The sequence below is a fragment of the Paraburkholderia sp. GAS33 genome (genome assembly GCF_050436645.1).
Lineage (GTDB): Bacteria > Pseudomonadota > Gammaproteobacteria > Burkholderiales > Burkholderiaceae > Paraburkholderia > Paraburkholderia phenazinium_B.
The window spans coordinates 124,179-141,963 of the sequence record NZ_JBNDMP010000011.1 but is presented as its reverse complement, the minus strand read 5'-3'; the positions used below and the strand labels follow the sequence as shown (position 1 = coordinate 141,963).

Sequence of the window (17,785 nt, the reverse complement as noted above, 5' to 3'; positions counted from 1 at the left end):
GGTCCAATTTATGACACAGCCATCGGATAGTTCGGCGCTGGGTAGCCAGGGACGATCGTCCGGCCTGAGAGCCCGCTTCTTCTCGCCGACCGCCCTGCAAAAACTGCTGGCCTTCGGCAGCCTGATCCTGCTGCTGGTCTTCTTCAGCTTCGCGTCGCCCTCGTTCATGCAGATGGACAACATGCTCGGGATTCTGCAGGCGACGGCGGTTAACGGTGTGCTGGCAATTGCCTGTACGTTCGTCATCATTACCGGGGGCATCGACCTGTCTGTCGGCACCTTGATGACGTTTACGGCCGTGATTTGCGGTGTGTTTCTCACCAACTGGCACTTTCCGATGTGGATCGGCGTGCTGGCCGCGATCGGCACGGGCGCGTTGTGCGGAAGCATTTCAGGCACCCTCACGGCGAAGATGAAAATACCGCCGTTCATCGCCACGCTGGGCATGATGATGTTGCTGAAGGGACTCTCGCTGGTCGTCTCGGCGGATAAGCCGATCTACTTCACCGACACCGACAACTTCTACATGATCTCGCAGGATTCGCTGATCGCTTATTTTTTGCCGAGCGTGCCGATTCCAAACGCCGTGCTGATTCTGTTTTTCCTTGCTGTCGCGAGTTCGATCACGCTCAATCGCACGGCACTCGGCCGCTACACCTTTGCGCTTGGCAGCAACGAGGAAGCGGTGCGTCTTTCAGGCGTGAATGTCGACCGCTGGAAGATCGCCATTTACAGCCTGGGCGGGGCCATTTGCGGCATTGCCGGACTGCTGATTGCCTCGCGCCTGAATTCGGCCCAGCCGGCGCTAGGCCAGGGTTATGAGCTCGAAGCGATCGCTGCGGTGGTGATTGGCGGGACTTCGCTGAGCGGCGGTTCGGGCACGATTCTGGGCACCATCATCGGCGCGTTCATCATGAGCGTGCTGACCAATGGCCTGCGCATCATGTCGGTGGCTCAGGAGTGGCAGATCGTCGTGACCGGCCTCATCATCATTCTCGCGGTCTATGCCGATATTTTGCGGCGCAGGAAAGGCTGAGGTGGCGCGGCAAAGGTGACAGGCAGGAGCAGAAGCAAACATCAAGAAACGGGAGTGCGGTTGGCTCCCCCAATGGCTGAAGATAGATGGCCCACACATCAGGAGGAGATACCTTATGTTGAAAAGAAAACTTATCAGCGTCGCAATCGGCGTCGGCACACTCGTTGGCGGCACGAGCATCGCGCTCGCGGATCAGCCGTACATCCCGCTCATCTCGAAGGGCTTCCAGCACCAGTTCTGGCAGGCCGTTAAAGCCGGTGCGGAGCAGTCCGCGAAGGAGCAGAACGTCAGGATCTCGTTTGAAGGTCCGGAAACCGAGGCAATGGTCGACAAGCAGATCGACATGCTCTCGGCGGCGCTCGCCAAGAAGCCGCAGGCACTCGGTATCGCCGCGCTCGACAGCAAGGCAGCCATTCCGCTGCTGAAGCGCGCGCAGAACCAGAAGATCCCGATCATCGCCTTCGACTCGGGCGTCGACAGCACCATTCCGTTGACGACGTGCGCGACCGATAACATCGCCGCGGCCGCGCTCGCCGCCGACAAGATGGCCGAAGCGATTGGCGGTTCGGGTGAAGTCGGCCTGATCGTGCACGACCAGACGAGCCGCACCGGCGTCGATCGCCGCGATGGCTTCCTGAACGAGATCAAGGCGAAGTACCCGAACATCAAGATTGTCTCAGTGCAGTACGGTGGCGGTGACCATCTGAAATCGGCGGAAATTGCCAAGACGATGATCCAGGCCAATCCGAACCTCAAGGGCATTTTCGGCTCGAATGAAGGCTCGGCCGAAGGTGCCGCAATCGGCGTCAAGGAATCGGGCAAGAAGCTGATTCTGATTGGCTACGATTCGGGCAAGGAGCAAAAGGACGACATCACGTCTGGCCTGATGTACGGCGCCATCACGCAGAACCCGATTGGTATCGGCAAGTGCGTGGTCGACTCCGCAGTGAAGGCGCTGAAGGGTGAAACGCTGCCCAAGAAGGTCGACACGGGCTTCTACTGGTACGACAAGAGCAATATCACCGATCCGAAGATCGCCGCCGTGCTGTACGACTGAGCGTCGCCAGACGTTGCTGTAGCGCACGACAAAAGAGAAGAGGGACGGCGGCGTTGCATGACGCCACGCCCCTCTTTGTTCATGGATGCATGCTGAAAGCTCTCGCAGAGGAAGGTGCTTTAGATGACTACGATCACCAGGCTAACTGTCCGGGACATCCGGTTTCCGACGTCGCGTTCGCTCGACGGCTCCGACGCGATGAACGCCGCACCGGATTACTCCGCCACCTATGTGACGCTCGAAACCGACTCGCCACATGGGCTGACGGGACATGGCCTCACGTTCACCATCGGGCGTGGCAACGAGATCTGCGTGAGCGCGGCGCAGGCGCTGGCGCCGCTCGTCGTTGGCAAGACACTCGAGGACATCGCCGCGAACATGGGCGCGTTCTGGCGCGCGTTGACCTCGGATAGCCAGTTGCGCTGGATCGGTCCGGACAAGGGCGCGATTCATCTGGCGACCGCGGCGGTCGTGAATGCGGCCTGGGATCTGTGGGCGAAGGCGGAAGGCAAGCCGGTGTGGAAGCTGCTCGTCGACATGAGCCCCGAGGAACTCGTGCGTTGCCTCGACTTCCGCTACGTGACCGATGCGATCACGCCCAATGAAGCGATCGCCATGCTGCACCGTCATGCAAGAACGAAAGGCGAGCGCGAAAAGGAAATGCTGGCGCACGGTTATCCGGCCTATACGACCTCGGCCGGCTGGCTCGGCTACGACGACGAGAAGATTCGCCGCCTCGCCCGCGAAGGCGTGGCGCAGGGTTGGACGCACTTCAAGCAGAAGGTGGGTGGCAACCTCGAGGAAGACATGCGCCGGGCCCGCATCCTGCGCGAAGAAATTGGCCGGGACCGCAAGCTGATGATGGATGCGAACCAGGTATGGGATGTAGACGAGGCGGTTGCGAACATGCGGCGTCTCGCGCAATTCGATCCGTGGTGGATAGAGGAGCCGACGAGTCCCGACGACGTTCTCGGTCATGCGACCATCCGCGAGCGACTGCGGCCCATTGGCGTCGCGACCGGCGAGCATTGCCATAACCGCGTGATGTTCAAGCAGTTGCTGCAGGCGCAGGCCATCGATTTCTGTCAGGTCGATAGCTGCCGTCTGGGCGGCCTGAACGAGGTGATCGTCGTGTTGCTGATGGCGGCCAAATTCGGGGTGCCCGTGTGCCCGCATGCGGGCGGCGTCGGCTTGTGCGAATACGTGCAGCACATTTCGCTGTTCGACTATATCTGCGTGTCGGGGTCGCTAGAGAACCGCGTGCTCGAATACGTGGATCATCTGCATGAGCACTTCGTCGATCCGGTGGTGATCCGCCAGGGCCGTTACATGCCACCGCAACGCCCCGGTTACAGCATCGAGATGCATGCGGCGTCGCTCGATCAGCATGATTTTCCGGCGGGGCCGGTGTGGCGGACGTAACCTACGTTACGGTAGTACCGCTACGCTTGTGACGCGGCGCTGAAGCAGACGCCGCTCAGGAGAAGTCCACCGCCCTGACCGAAACGGGCACGCGCACCTTGATGAGGGTGCCGTTGCCCGGCGAACTGACCACGTCGAGCGCGCCGCCGAGCATCAGCACACGCTCCTTCATTCCCGCGAGGCCAAAGGATTTATTGCGGATTGCTACAGGATCGAATCCGCGGCCATCGTCACGCACTTCCAGCAGGCAGTCGTTGCCCTTCTGTTCGAGCGTGATGAACACCTCTTTCGCGTTGGCATGCCGCGTGACATTGGTGAGCGCCTCCTGCACGATCCGGAACAACGCAATGGCCCGGTCCTCGGCAAGCTCGGGACTTTCTTCCGGCACACGCAGGCGGCAGGCTGTCTCACCATTCTGCGAATATTCGTCGGCGAGCCATTCGAGCGCTGCTGCGATACCCGCGTCGAGCACCGCGGGGCGCAACGAGGCAACCACGTCGCGTACCACCTGGATCGTCTTGTCCGCCAGCAGCAATATCTTCTGAACGTGCTCGCCTAGAGCCGGGTTGTCGTTGCCGAAGCGCAGACGCAGCGTCGAGGCACCCATGCGCAGTGCGGTCAGGTGCTGGCCGAGTTCGTCGTGCATCTCGCGGGCGATACGTTTGCGCTCTTCCTCACGTGCTGTTTCGCGGCGCGAGGTGAGTTCGCGCAGCAAGTCGTAAGACTCGTACAGGCGTTGTTCGGCTTCCTTGCGTTCGGAGATATCGCGCCAGATAGTCAATACACTCTGCACGACCCCATCCGCGTTGTACTCGGGCACCGCATGCACGTACCAGCACTGCGATTTTCCGTGTTTGGTCCAGGCCAGTTCGAATTTGGCCGCCACGCCACTTTCCATGATCTCCTTCAGTTTCGCGCGGGTGCGCCGCGCGACTTCGGCCGTCGCAGCCGGTACCTGACCGGCCTGCTTGCGAAGCAGCTTCGGCGCCCCGACACCGCTGATGCGTTCGAACTCCGGGTTCACATACGTGCGCAGGCAGTCCCGGTCGTAGCGAATGATGGGATCCGGCGCGTTTTCCGCCAGCGTGCGAAAGGCCCGTTCGCTATCGCGCAGTGCCAGTTCAATGTCTCTCAGACGGGTGACGTCGTGCGCAATACCCAGCACGCTGACGACGCGGCCTTCGTCGTCCTTCTCCGGAACGTGCCGCACCTCGAAGATACGGGGGCCATTGGCAGTTAGCCAACGCGCTTCATGCGTGTTCGGTTGCCCCTCCACGAACGCACGCCGGACGGCCTCCTCGAGGCGTAGGTTCTGTTCTGCGTCGGAGGTCGGCGCCAACTCCCGGGGCGTCTTGCCGATAAAGGCTTCCTGCGGCGCGCCAAAGGCTCGGGCGATGGCCGGATTGGCGTACAGATGACGGCTCTCGCAGTCGAAGCGGGCAATGAAGTCCGGGAAATTCTCGGTGAGCGTACGAAAGAGCTGCTCGCTACGCTTCAGTTCGTCGATGTCGCGGCTGATGGCGAGCACGCTGGCCACCGTACCATCGGGTGCAAACTCGGGAACGATACGCATATGCCCCCAGCGGATCCGGCCTCCGGCATCCCGCAGCGCTAACTCTTCGGTCACTTCCATGCCTGTTTCGACCACGTGTTGCAACTGCTGCATGTAGCGGGCGGCATCGACGAACGACCCTCGCTCGGCCGGCGTCGTGCCGAGCACGTCGCTGGCAGGCAGACGCATCAGCTTGAGAAGCGCCGGGTTGGCGTAGATGCGGCGGTAGCTCAGATCGTAGCGGGCGATGTAATCGGGCGAATGTTCGACAACGGCACGGAAGGCCTGTTCGCTCGCATAGAGGCGCAACTCGGCCTCCTTGCGCGCGGTAATGTCGAGCCCAAGAGCAAGCGCGCCCACAATCTCGTCCTGCAGGCCGCGCTCGGGGAGGAGGCGAACATGATGATGGCGCGTGCCATTGCCGCTATCCTGTATCACGACTTCAATCTGGTGCTCGGTGCCGGTTTCGATGACGTCCGCGAGCAGTGCCTGGTACTGCGCGTAGCGGCCATCGGGCTCGTGTTCGGTCGGAGTCCTACCCAGCATCTCCCGCAAGGGCTTGCGCAATGTCGTGGAAAGCCCTGAATTTGCGTAGACCAGACGGCATTGGCGGTCATAACGGCAGATCACGTCGAGCGTGCTTTCTGCCAGCCTGCGAAACTGCGCTTCGAGTTCCAGCTGGGTGGTCAGCAGCGATTCCGTCCGGTGATGAGCCGTCATGTCGCGCGCGATACCAACAATCCTGTGCACCCGTCCTGACTCGTCGTGCACGGGGATCAGGGTGGAGTGGTAGTGGTGCGGCCCGGTCGGTAGCTGGAGCGTCCTTTGATCGTCGAACGCCTCGCCGGACTGGGCGCATCGCCTGAATTTTTCGATCAGGACGCTGGATACTTCGTTGGGCACCACATCGTCGAAGAGCTTGCCGATCAACTCTGCCCTTGGAATGCCGAGCGACTGCACGCCGCTCGGGTTCATTTCGAGTATGCGAAAGCGTCCTTCCGGCGTGACCTCGAGCAGATAAAGCACGTCCGAGACATTGTCGAAGACTTGCCGGTAACGCTGTTCGCTTTCCCGCAGTGCGTGCTTTGCGCGCTCGCGCTCCGTGACATCGCGTGCGAGCGCCAGGTTGTATTCTTTTCCGCCGTATTCGAAGTGGTTGGCGTTGACCTGGACCGGAAACGAGCTGCCGTCCCTGCGGCGGTGCGCGGTCTCGATGATGCGTGAGCCTCGCTCACGCAGCACCGACCATTCCTGTTTCCACAGGGGGATGGTCCATTCCGGATCGATGTCTGCCACGCTCATCTGCAACAATTCGGCGTTGCTGTACCCGAGCGTACGGCAGGCCTCTTCGTTGACGTAGACGAGGCGGCCGGCTTTGTCGAGCAGATAGGCGGCCTCGTGCACCCTGTTGAGCACGAAGCTGGTCAGGTGTAGCAGTTCGTTGTGTTCAGTCACGAGGCGTTGCAGGTTTTCGCGCTCCTCGCGAAGCTCCGCATTTTCCCGTTTCAGTTTCGCGAGAAGCGCATCGGTCTCAGCGTCGCGTGCGGATTCGTTCATACGTTGCCCACAAATATTTCTACATGCCGCGAAATCGCGTCTCAAGCCGGAATTTATAATGCGAGCGCGTCGAGACGGCCGTTTCGCGAACGTCTCGACGCCGACAGATAGTCTATCGATGCGAAGTTAGTAATACGATTCAGTGGGCGGATCGTTCTTTTCCCAGTAAATCCAGTGCATCGCAGAGGCTGCGGCAAGGCGTTTCGTCCTGGTGCGGCCGTCCGGATGCGCACGCCCATTGTTGTACCGTTCGGGCCACCTGTCCAGACCGGGTTGCGCCGGACAGTCATACGATAATCATGTAAACGATGACCCACGTATCACATCAGCGGAAGGGCTGGGAGCTTGTCTGCCAGTCAGCGGAGGTCGGCAAGGAGACTGCGCTAGGGTGCGTGGTCCAAGACAGGCAGCTTGTGGTGTGGCGAGACGCGGAAGGGGACGTGCATGTATGGCGTGACCATTCCCCGCACCGGGGGGCGGAGCTGTCGCGTGGGCGGGTGACGGGTGGGTTGATCGCATGTCCTGAACACGGGTGGCGATTCGACGTCAACGGGCAGGTGGTGCGGCGCCTGACTACCTCTAACGCGTGCCTCGAGGGTGCCCGCGCGATGACATACGACGCCGAAGAGATCGACGGCGCCGTATGGGCATGTCTGGACAGGATGGTGTAGCTGCGGCCCTGTGTCTGTCGCGGCCGCTACCGCCAGTTTGGCAATGCGCTGCCGTGTCAGTTGCTGCTGGACTGGATCGGGGCGAACATTCGATGCTGTGTTTCGGATGGCGCGGGCCGCTGAGCGGGCGAGGCAACGACAACTGGAGGTGCAGGTGCGGCGGTCGACGCAATGGCAGGTGCAGCCGATGGTGTAGTAACAACCGTCGGCGCAGCGGCCGCCGCAGCCGCGACCCTGGGCGCCGCAGCCGGCGCAGCCCGAGGCGCGGCAGCCGGCGCAGCCCGAGGCGCGGCAGCCGGCGCGACAGCCGCCACCGGCGCCGGCTGCGCGGCCTGCGCAGTCGTTTCAGTCCATCCGCCGCCGAGTGCCTTGTAGAGCGTGACGAGGTTGGTCAGACGCGCCAGACGCACTTCAACCAGCGTCTGCTGCGCGGCAAACAACGAACGCTGAGTATCGAGCGCATCGAAGTAATCCCCTACGCCTGCGCGGTAACGCATCATCGAAAGGTCATAGCTCTTCGACGTGGTGTCGACGAGCGTCTGCTCCTTGCGTGCCTCGCTATCCAGGGTGGTGCGTCCCACCAGCCCATCCGATACCTCGCGAAAGGCCGTCTGAATGGTCTTTTCGTACTGCGCCACGTAGATGTTTTTCTCGACATTTGCGGAGGCCAGGTTCGCCTTGTTCGAGCCGGCGTCGAAGATCGGTAAGGTGACCTGGGGCGCAAAGCTCCACGCAAGGCCACTGGAAAAGAGCCCCGCGAGCGAAGTACTTTGGACACCAAACGTACCGGTCAAGGTAATGCGCGGAAAGAATGCCGCGCGCGCCGCGCCGATATTTGCGTTCGCGCCCTTGAGCTGGTCTTCCGCTGCGATGATGTCAGGCCGGCGCTCGAGCAGATCGGACGGCAGGCCTGCCGGCAGGTCCGCCAGAATGCCTTGTGCTTCGAGCGGACGCGCAGGCGGAAGATCGTTCGGAATCGGGCTGCCGATGAGCAGCGTCAGCTCGTTCTCGCTTTTCGCCGCCTGACGCCGGTATTCATCGAGTGCCGTATCGGCTGTCTCCACCTGGGTTTGCGCGCGCTCCAGATCGAGTTGCGAGGCCGCGCGGCCCTCGACCCGGCGAGTCATCATGTCGTAGCCTTCCTTCTGCGACTTTAAGGTTGCCTGCGCCAGCGCCACCAGTTCCTGATTCGCTTCCCACGTCAGATACGCGTTTGCGACTTCGGCAACCAGCGTGATCTGCGCACTGGTACGCGCCTTTTCAGTCGAGAAGTACTGCTGTAACGCCTGATCCTTAAGGCTGCGCACGCGCCCGAAGAAGTCCAGTTCATAGGAGGTCACACCGACGCCCACGCTATAGATGGTCGATGGCTCGCCCGCATACTGCAGCGCGCCCGGTTGATGCAGCGTGGTCGAGTTGGCCAGCGCATCGACGGTCGGAAACAGGGTCGAACGTTGAATCTGATACTTTGCGCGCAAATCCTCGACGTTTAGCGTCGCGATACGCAAGTCGCGGTTGTTTTGCAATGCAATCGAAATCAGGCGTTGCAGGCGCGGATCGGCAAAGAAGTCGCGCCAGCCGATATCCGCGGCCGGCCCGGCGCCGTTACCGCCATTTTGCCCGGAGGATCCCGACTGGTATTCGGGGCCGTTCGGGTAGGTACCGGCGACTGGGGCAGCCGGCCTTTCATAAGTCGGTTCGAACGAGCATGCAGTGAGCAGGCTCAGGCAGATCATCGAGAGACAGGACTTATGCATAGTGATCCTCATTCTTCTGATTTCCGATTCGCAAACGCTGAGAAGTGCGGTGGAGAATGCTGTTGCGTCCTCAGCCGAGGAACGCTCGTTGTAGCAATCTCGCCAGCGCCATGCGGCGCTTCGCCTTGCTCGCCAGGTTGACCGGCGTCTCGCTGAATAGCAGCCGGATCAACGCGTGACGCGTCGCCTTGATGTGATTGAATTCGAGCCCGATGAAATCGCCCTGATGACGCACGACCCGGCACGCGACCCAGCCAGCTGGCTCGATCTTCACCCAGCCTTCGGCGCCGTCAGGGACGTCACGTGCGCGCCCGCAGATCATGCCGACACCGCTGCACGAAAGGTCGCGCGTGTTGCCGGGAAATTCGATGCCGTTCACATTCAGCCGCGCGGTGGCATCGAACGGAAAGCGCTCTTCTTTTCGTGGACGCGGCAACTCGATGCAGACGAGCAGCGACACCAGATACAGCGCGAGTGCGATGGCGGTCCACACGACATTGAAGGCGAAGCCGGGCGCGCCGGGATTGTCGAGCAGCGAGCGCACGAGGCCCAGCGATGACAGCACAATCAGGCTGCCGAAAAAACCAGCCAGCTTGGCGTGCACGACGACGCGTGAACGATCAAGGCCCTTGTTGGTGACCTTGAAGGGACGTCCGAACGGTCTGAGGAGCGCACTCGCCAGCGTGGCACTGACGGTCAACGCCGCGACGATCTGCGTGACTTCGGTAAACACCGGCAGTGTGCGCGAGCCGGAAATCCAGCTGCTGTAAAACCAGAATGCGAGCAGCGCGGGTGTGCCGTAAGCGAGGAATTCCGCCGGGTTCGTGTAGATCGAGGGAATCCCGAGGTACCAGTAAAGGAGCGGCGCCACCAGCATCATCAGAATGAACGGACGGCTGAACCAGTGCAGCATGCCGTGCAGATAGTGCAACCGGTGCATGAACGCAAAGCCTTTGCCGCGAAACGGTCCGTCCGGCAGGAGTGCTACCTGTATCGTGCCCAGACACCAGCGGCTTCGCTGCGTGATGTATTCAGGCAGTCCTTCGGCAGACAGTCCGACGCTTAGCCGCTCGTTGAGCCAGCGTGTTTTGTAGCCGCGCGGCAATAGCCGGTACGTCAGGTGGATGTCCTCGGTCACCGTCCCGGTGGGAAAGCCACCGATCAGATTCAGCAGATCGCGCCGCACGACGAACGAGGTGCCGACGCAAAAGGCCGCGCCCCAGGCATCCTTCGCGGGTTGAAACACGTCGAAGAAGACGCGTTGTTCGTCGACCCAGCACTCGGTCGAACGCAGGTTGTACTGGATCGGATCGGCGTTGTAATAGAACTGCGGAGTCTGTACGACACCGATATCAGGCGAGTCAAAGAGGCCGATGGTCCGCATGAGGATGTTTCGCTGCGGGGCGAAATCCGCATCGAGCACGAGGATGTAGGGCGCGTTGGTGAGCGCTGCGGTTGCCTGCAGGCCGTTGTTGAGATTGCCGGCTTTTGCGTGCGTATTGTCGGGACGCGTCAGATAGTGCGCGCCGACTTCCTCGCAAAACGAGCGCAACCAGTCGCGGCGTGTGTCGTCGAGCACCCACACCTTAAAGTTCGGATAGTCGACAGCCAAAGCGGCAACGATAGTTTTCTCGAGCACGTCGAGGCCTTCGTTATACGTGGCAATGAAGATGTCGACGGCCGGCACGGCTGCGCTGCGCCTGAGCTTCGCTTCGCCACGGTTGGCCCGCTCGCTATGGTCGGAACTGCGCGTCAGCACGACGATCGAGAACAGCGTGTACGTCACGGTCAGCAGTTCGAACGCGAAGAAGCAATATGGCCAGACGCTCGCGAGTTCCGGTTTGAATTCGGGCAACGTCGAGGTGCTGCGCCATAGCAGGTAGTTGACGAGCAGAAAGGCCGTCACGCTGCCGACGACGATCCGGTCGAAAGTGCGACGCCGATCCGACACGAGGCAGAGCACCGTCACGATCGCGAGCGTACCCAGATTGATATTGAACAGCGTGCTGGTATCGAAGAATTGTTCGTACATGGCAGCGTATCCAGTCAGGCGCCGAGCCTGCGGCCCGTAAAAGGATTCCATCCTGCTGCCGCCAGCACCGCCCAGGCGGTAGCGCCCAGGTGAGGCAGGTGGAAGTAGTCGAAATCCGCGTTCTTCGAGGTGGGCCCGATCGCGAGGCCCGTACGGATGCGCTCGTTCGGTGTGGCATACAGCAGTCCGGACGGGGCGCGTTGACTGAGCAATACGTCCCACAGCGGCACCGCATCCTGACTGTGTCCTCGGGCTTGTAGCACCAAAGCCGCTTGCCCGGTGCCTTCGGTCCATATGCCATCGGGTGCGGCGTTGAAGCCAAAGCCGGCGCCGGTGCGGTGATGCTGTAGGGTCCAGTCGATTGAGTGGCCCCAGCCGCTGGTGGCGTTGCCTGGCAGTGCGATCAATGGCCATAGCTCGGCGTCGATGGCCGACGGACCCGCATTGAGCGTGCGGCCGTCATTCTGTGTGCCGATGTTGAAGCGTCCTTCCTGCGCGTTCCACATGGCCGCGACGAAGTCTCGCGCGTGTTGGGCTTGCGCTGTCCAATGCGAGTCGCTGGTTGCGCGCGCGAGCCAACTGAAAGCGGCGTACGCGTCGACGTTCTGTTCCGTCGACTTCCACGACTGCCGCAGCGGCTGCGGCTCTTCACCGAAATAGCCACCGATAAAACCATCGGGCGGTCCGGCATCGAAGGTGTTGGTGGCGACCCAGTTCATCAGCGAAGCCGCGGCATCGAGATAGCGCCGCTCGTGTGTGGTGTCGTACACCGTCATGAGAGCCAGCGCGGCCCACGCGACATTGCCGGTGGCCGAGCCGACCTGATACGCATCCTCATCCCATCGATTCGCGGGCGCGTCCCACCATCCCGGCAACTCGAGCGGGTCGTGACTGGCGGCTCCGGCACGATACGCGTTGCGCAAACGTCCGTCGTGGTAGTGGCGGTCGTGTGAGGTCGCGAGGACTAATGCATCGGCAATCCGCCGCGCTTCTGCGGTCTTGCCGCAAGCGACGAGCGCAATGCTGGCAAGCGCGTTGTCGTAGACGAAGGCGGCGTTTTGCAAGGCGGGAGCGAGCGGTTGGCCATCTGCAGCTTCATAGCTCTGCACAAACGCCGGTCCGTTGCCGGGTATCGCAGCGACCTGATGGACGAGTGCGTCGCAGCCCGTCGCCAGCATTTTCTGTTGCTGCGCGGGGGAATCCGCAGCCCTGGCAGGGGCGGGCGACAGGAAAATTACCACGGAGATCAGCATAGCGAGCGCCTCTAACGCCTGTATCCGCAACCGTGTCGAGAAACTTCGCATGACGACCTCCGGGCCGCGCCGAGACACACGAATCACGACTGGCTGCCGCCGGACGACAGTCCCGGCATGTGGCCGCCGAGGAAGGCCTGCAGCCGGTTCGTCCAAGGCCGGTCGATGCTTACATGCACCCATTGGCCCAGCTTGCACGAGCCGCTTTGCGTGCCGTCACCCGGCGCGTTGTTGCCCTGAACGCTGCCGCTTTGCACCGCATCACCTTGTGCATTCGCATCGAGTGGCTTGTCGAAAGTGGCGAGTGCGTAGATCTCGTTGGATTCGATCGATGGGAACGGCACGAAGTAGCGGGCCTGGTCGCCATCGGACGCACGCGGCAAGAGTCCGGTGACGGACGCGCCAACCGGATGGTCGACGCCATCGACACGTACCTTCAGACGCGTGCCTGGCAGCAGGCTGTCGCTCAGGCTGCGCGGAAAGACGGCCACGACCTGGGCGCGAGAGCAATCGACAGCGCGAATCAACGTTGCGCCGGCGCTTACTTGCGTGCCCGGAGGAGCCAGCACGTCCTTGACGACGCCGTCGCCATAAGCCTTGATTTCAAAATTGGACATGCGGTCGACCCGGTCGCGTTCCTTGGCGATCAACTGATCGATGGTGCTCTGCGATTGCTGGAGCGCGCTCGCCTGCGCTGTCAACTGGTCCACCGTGTTGTGCAGATCTTCGCGCTCGTGGGCGAGCGTGGATACGCCGTTGTCCTTGTCATCGAAGAAGACCTTGTTCTTCGACGCCTGGCTATCCGTCTCGGCTGCCTGCAGCTCCGCCTGTATCGCGGCTTTCGCATTCTGTAACTCAGATAGCTGGTATTTCGAGGTGTCGCTGACCGACCCGCTGATTGCGCCGGCCGCGGCCAGCGTCGAGTCGCGGTTGACGATGTCCTGCTGTGCGTCGATCTGTGTGTTGGCGATGGCCAGTTTCGAGCGGATGCCGGAAAGGTTGGCGTCGTTCATCTTCTGCGTGGCCGCCTGATACTTGGTCATTTGCTGATCGGCGGTGGCAAGGCGGATACGTGATGCACCGAGTTGCGTGCTGACTGCATCGTATTGCTGGGCGAGCTCCATCCTTTTGCTGGTCAGTTCGACGAGCGTCGAGCGGTCGACGTTCTGGTTCTGGATATCCACCAGTGCATCGCCGGCATGAAACCGGTCTCCGATGTGCAGCCGCTGCGATGCGACCGTGCCTTCAATCGGTGTGGTGACGAGAGTGGTGGGTACATCGACCACGGCCCGTTGCGAGGAGCGGAAGAACATAGGCGGCATCACCATCGAAAGCAGCGTCCACGCGATGAAGATCACCACGCCGAAGCCGGCGAGCCGTGCGATCGACTGTCCGCTGAACCAGCGCGACAGCCCCGAAGACGTGCTTCCGCGGGGAGCGCCTAGATCGGACGCGGATGTTTGCACCTTGTTCACCATAACCTCACCTCTTTGACAATTAGGAGTGCGACCTGACAAGCAACGATGCACGGGAACGCGCGCGGTTCCACCCGTTGGCTTGATGCCAGTGGGCAGGTGAGCTTTGCAGCTCATCGCGTCCCCTAGGCCTGTTTGTGATTGAAACGATAGCCATCGCAATCTGCGCGTCTGGTCGGGTCACCGCCGTGGCAGAGTTGCAGAGGTAGCTAGCAGTGGCGAGCCGGCACGTTGGAATGTGCGGTGACTTCGCAGATTGAAGAACGTGAATCAGACATGGGAGTGAATCCCGGTACCCAAAATCTAGAGCAAGTCCCGGTTACGAACGCGCGCGGTTTGTTACGAAATGAAAACGGACTGCGTGGAGGTTAAACGGGGGCGGAAAAACTGGCTGGACGTCGCGCAGCCATGTAGCGTCGCGCGGCGAATGGCGAGCTTGCGTATGAAGATGGTGAAGCGGCAGGGCAGGAACAAAAAATGAGCTTGAAATCGAGGGGTAACGTCCTCTTACACTTGGCGGTTCGTGTTGCGCAGGTGCCACTTTTGGCGCTGCAAGATTTGAAAACTTGTGGCGGGGAATTCGGAAAATATGGGGTGGAGGACTGAGGTTTGGACCGTGCAGGAGGGCGTAATGACCGCCGTCCCTTGACAGCTTTGGTGATGAAGTTCCGGCAATGATTCATGTGAGTGGTTCGTGCGATCCGCACTGGGTATAAAGCAGGATGAAGGCGTAGCAACGCGCGGTTGGGCGTTCAGTGGACAAAGTGCCAATGCAAAAAAGCAAGCCCGGCGTTCATGGCAGGAAGACGACGATGAAGATCAATGGGTGCTTTGATGGTAAGGATCCCGATCAGGTAATGGAATAAGTACGAGAACCCGGCCTAGGACCTGAAACCAGGGAGGTCGGCTTACAAGCGCTTGCTGTTAGGGATTCGCGAGAGTTAAGTAATGAGATCCCAGACTATTTTGAGGAAAATTTCCCGCGGTGCTGATAACAGCACCGCTTACCCGTATGGCGTATGCGCAGTCGATGGTCACAGACTATGATTGCAAGGCTTCGGGTGTATCCGTCTTGCGTTGATGTGCCAACGGTCGGTGGGGCTTTTTCTTGAGCGCCGGGCGTTCGATAAACGTCCAACTCAGCCAGCCCAGAACAGCGCTAATGGTCAGGCTCAGGACGAACATCAGCCAAGGTGACATGTGCGGTATGTACCAACCCAGCAGTTTCTGGACGGGCCAACCGTACAGGTACATTCCATAGGAAACGTCGGGCATAGTGCGTCGCTGTGCTCTCGATCCTCGCCGGATAGACGCCAGTGCGAAGACGACGTACGCCCCTCCGAGCAGGATGCCCGGCCGCAATAACGCGGCACTGAACAGCGAAGCGGCCAGCACAAACATCGCAAGTGCGAGGCCCCATAACGTAAATCGAATGCGGCTTCGGAATACAAAGAAACAACTTCCCGTTAAAAACAATGCCGCAAACCAGGCCATCCAGTCCGAAACGCGCACTGCTTTTATGCCGAAGAGTACGTGCTGATTGTCGGTCGGTCCAGCCTCGGGGACGGCGTAGCTAATTGCGGATCCTACGATCACAGTCAAAATCAGCAGCGTTGTCCGTTTCCTGAACATGCCAGCCAGGCCCAGCAACATTGCGAGTAGATAGCACCGCGCCTCGAATGAGATGGTCCACATCGACCCATTGACTGAACCTACCGTCGTCCCGGCAAATACGGCCGGGGTGTGAGGTTCGCGCAACACCAGAAAGCCTACCAGCGTCTGCCTGAGATTCAGTGCGTGAAAGTAATCCCCCACTGCAGACGCACCGAGCGGCCCGACGAGAAGGACGGAGAAGATTGAAGCGACGACAAACGCTGGATAAAGACGCAACGCCCGCCTCGCGAGAAATCGGGAGACAGATGGATCAGATATCCAGCTTCTAGTAATCAGGTAACCACTGATAAGGAAGAAACCATCGACTGCGAGATCGCCTGGGTCGCCGCCACCGGTCACTACCGACCGTATGGGATCTGCGACGCCGAGAAGCGCAAAGCTATGGGAAAACAACACCATTGCGGCAAAGGCGATCCGCAAGCCGTCGAAACTTGCGAGGTGGCCGGGTGAGGAAGTGGAATTATTACTCACTAGACATTTATGGTAAGGATTGCGCCAGGCGGAATTCTAACCGTGTCCGGTGATCCACTATCAGTTTTTCATACGAATAAAACGAATGCGTCTGCGCTACTCCGGCACTTGCCCGGTGCGCTCAGTAAGACACCTGTTGCCGTACGGTTCATATTCCATGCATAGATCGGAATTGTTCTCCGCGTTGTTTTGATACCCGACGTCCGAGGAAGTAGCGCATCGTTTCGGGCGGCATTGGTTAAAGGCGTTAGCAGGGAAAGGCTAGAGGACATGTGGGTGCAAGGCAGAATCCTGGCCCACTTTGCCCTCTTGCTATTGAATTCGGGAAGCCCTCTAAGGCTTTCGTGACGCTGACCGCGGGGGCGTCTGGGTACCCACCTCGGTGGCAGCACAACGGCGTATTGGGCACACAGACCAGAGCTGGATTTCCATTCGCCCTATATGTACGCAACAGAACGGGTCTGACGGTGCGAACGACCATGAAATATTTGATAAGGACTCCGAGGATTTCCCTACACCACTTTCAGCTCAGACTGACTGCTGAGATTTCAACAGGTGAGTTCAAATGGTCGAAATTCCATTGTTGGCGTGCCTAGGACGTCTCGTGGCGCGTGCCACTATCGATGGCTCGGAGTTTGGTATCGGATATCTTCTTCTAAACGATGCGAATCATTTATTTCTGTACGTGTCCGGGGTCGGGTAAGCACGCCGGGGGAGTGAAGGTCATTTACGATCATGTGCGTGCATTGGTGGAACTTGGCATTCCCGCTTACGTCATGCATGAGCGCAACGGCTATCGGTACCCGTGGACCGAACTCTCGGTGCCGACGATTGCAGATAATGAATTGCGATCGAGCGATCACGTAATTGTCCCTGAGATAAAGTCCGCGTTGATAGCGCCCCGACTTATCGCAGCGGGCATGCAATATTCGATTTTTGTGCAGAACGGTTATTACCTGTCAACTCGGGATCGGAATCTCACGGACAGCGATGTAGATTTCGCCTACGCGCAAGCAACATACATTCTCTCGATCTCTGACGATACATCGGACCTGATCCGCTTGCATTACCCCCAGCTTGCATACCGCGTGGTCCGGATGGCAACCACAATCAACGCTGGACTGTTTCACTCTGAAGGAGAGAAGGAGAGGTTGATTACCTACATGCCGCGGAAGAACGGTGCCCATGCAGAGGCGGTTCTGTTCGCGTTGCGTCGTCAATTGCCTACTGGATGGTCCGTTCGATCAATCGACGGGCTTTCGATCCCGGAAGTCGCAGCGGTTCTTCGACGATCCCGGCTGTTCCTCTCGTTTTCAGCGATGGAAGGCTTGGGCCTGCCGCCAATTGAAGCCGCCCTGTGCGGAAACTACGTAATCGGATATCACGGCGGCGGGGGAAGGGATTATTGGACAAAGCCCAATTTTGAAGACGTAGGCGTTGGCGATGTGACGAATTTCGTCAGGAAAGTTGTCGCGCTGGTCAGCAAGGCCGATGCAGGCTCCGACCTACGAGAGTTGCAACGCGGTATGGATGCTCTGCTGGTTCAGTTCTCCGGCGCCAGAGAAATTGCTTGTCTTCAGGATTTCGTACGGTTGCTCGGAATTAACCATTTTGTGGGTGACAGGAGCCACGTTGTGTCAGTGAAGCTGCAGAGACGTCGAAGTTTTGCTCACCGGATTCCCTCCTGGCTGCCTCTTTTCAGCCAGCGCGGCCAATCCTCGAAATTGGTACGGGTCACACCAGACCGTTCTTGAAAGCGTGTTGATAAGGACCAGTTTGGCCGGAGATCTAGTTCCTCTCGGGAGCAACATAAAAGAATTTGATCTCG

The 17,785-nt window shown here is 60.1% G+C and carries 11 protein-coding genes; 5 read left to right on the top strand and 6 right to left on the bottom strand.

Going from position 1 to position 17,785, the window contains the following annotated elements; translation table 11 throughout:
- The first annotated feature begins 10 nt into the window (after nt 1-10).
- The 3 genes from P3T24_RS29035 (at nt 11) to P3T24_RS29025 (ending at nt 3,515) form a co-directional block, all read left to right on the top strand.
- Complete coding sequence (locus P3T24_RS29035) at nt 11-1,036, top strand: ABC transporter permease (protein WP_429286470.1); 1,026 nt, start codon at nt 11-13, stop codon at nt 1,034-1,036.
- Between the two features lie 115 nt (nt 1,037-1,151).
- The gene (locus P3T24_RS29030; protein ID WP_074265702.1) at nt 1,152-2,093 is read left to right on the top strand and encodes an ABC transporter substrate-binding protein; all 942 of its coding nucleotides are present in this window, start codon (nt 1,152-1,154) and stop codon (nt 2,091-2,093) included.
- 123 nt (nt 2,094-2,216) lie between these two features.
- Nucleotides 2,217-3,515: an L-fuconate dehydratase gene (locus P3T24_RS29025; RefSeq protein ID WP_429440034.1), complete on the top strand. Its 1,299-nt coding sequence runs from the start codon at nt 2,217-2,219 to the stop codon at nt 3,513-3,515.
- 55 nt (nt 3,516-3,570) lie between these two features.
- Here the strand turns inward: P3T24_RS29025 and P3T24_RS29020 are convergent, their stop codons facing one another.
- Complete coding sequence (locus P3T24_RS29020; protein WP_429440031.1) at nt 3,571-6,624, bottom strand: PAS domain-containing sensor histidine kinase; 3,054 nt, start codon at nt 6,622-6,624, stop codon at nt 3,571-3,573.
- Nucleotides 6,625-6,932: 308 nt separating this feature from the next.
- On the opposite strand from P3T24_RS29020, the gene P3T24_RS29015 reads away from it, so the two are divergent.
- Nucleotides 6,933-7,295 (top strand): Rieske 2Fe-2S domain-containing protein, encoded by a 363-nt coding sequence (locus P3T24_RS29015; protein WP_429440029.1) that lies wholly within the window; start codon nt 6,933-6,935, stop codon nt 7,293-7,295.
- Nucleotides 7,296-7,351: 56 nt separating this feature from the next.
- Here the strand turns inward: P3T24_RS29015 and P3T24_RS29010 are convergent, their stop codons facing one another.
- The 5 genes from P3T24_RS29010 to P3T24_RS28990 form a co-directional block, all read right to left on the bottom strand.
- Nucleotides 7,352-9,052, bottom strand: coding sequence for an efflux transporter outer membrane subunit (locus P3T24_RS29010; RefSeq protein ID WP_429440026.1), 1,701 nt, complete (start codon nt 9,050-9,052; stop codon nt 7,352-7,354).
- A 70-nt stretch (nt 9,053-9,122) separates the two neighbouring features.
- The gene (locus P3T24_RS29005; RefSeq protein WP_429440024.1) at nt 9,123-11,084 is read right to left on the bottom strand and encodes a glycosyltransferase family 2 protein; all 1,962 of its coding nucleotides are present in this window, start codon (nt 11,082-11,084) and stop codon (nt 9,123-9,125) included.
- A gap of 14 nt (nt 11,085-11,098) precedes the next feature.
- Nucleotides 11,099-12,388, bottom strand: coding sequence for a hypothetical protein (locus P3T24_RS29000; RefSeq protein ID WP_429440021.1), 1,290 nt, complete (start codon nt 12,386-12,388; stop codon nt 11,099-11,101).
- Nucleotides 12,389-12,420: 32 nt separating this feature from the next.
- Nucleotides 12,421-13,803 carry an HlyD family secretion protein gene (locus P3T24_RS28995; protein ID WP_429440019.1) on the bottom strand — a complete coding sequence of 461 codons (1,383 nt, stop codon included), beginning with the start codon at nt 13,801-13,803 and terminating at the stop codon, nt 12,421-12,423.
- Nucleotides 13,804-14,853: 1,050 nt separating this feature from the next.
- Nucleotides 14,854-15,957 carry an acyltransferase family protein gene (locus tag P3T24_RS28990; RefSeq protein ID WP_429440016.1) on the bottom strand — a complete coding sequence of 368 codons (1,104 nt, stop codon included), beginning with the start codon at nt 15,955-15,957 and terminating at the stop codon, nt 14,854-14,856.
- Between the two features lie 716 nt (nt 15,958-16,673).
- On the opposite strand from P3T24_RS28990, the gene P3T24_RS28985 reads away from it, so the two are divergent.
- The gene (locus tag P3T24_RS28985) at nt 16,674-17,711 is read left to right on the top strand and encodes a hypothetical protein (protein WP_429440013.1); all 1,038 of its coding nucleotides are present in this window, start codon (nt 16,674-16,676) and stop codon (nt 17,709-17,711) included.
- Nucleotides 17,712-17,785 lie beyond the last annotated feature (74 nt).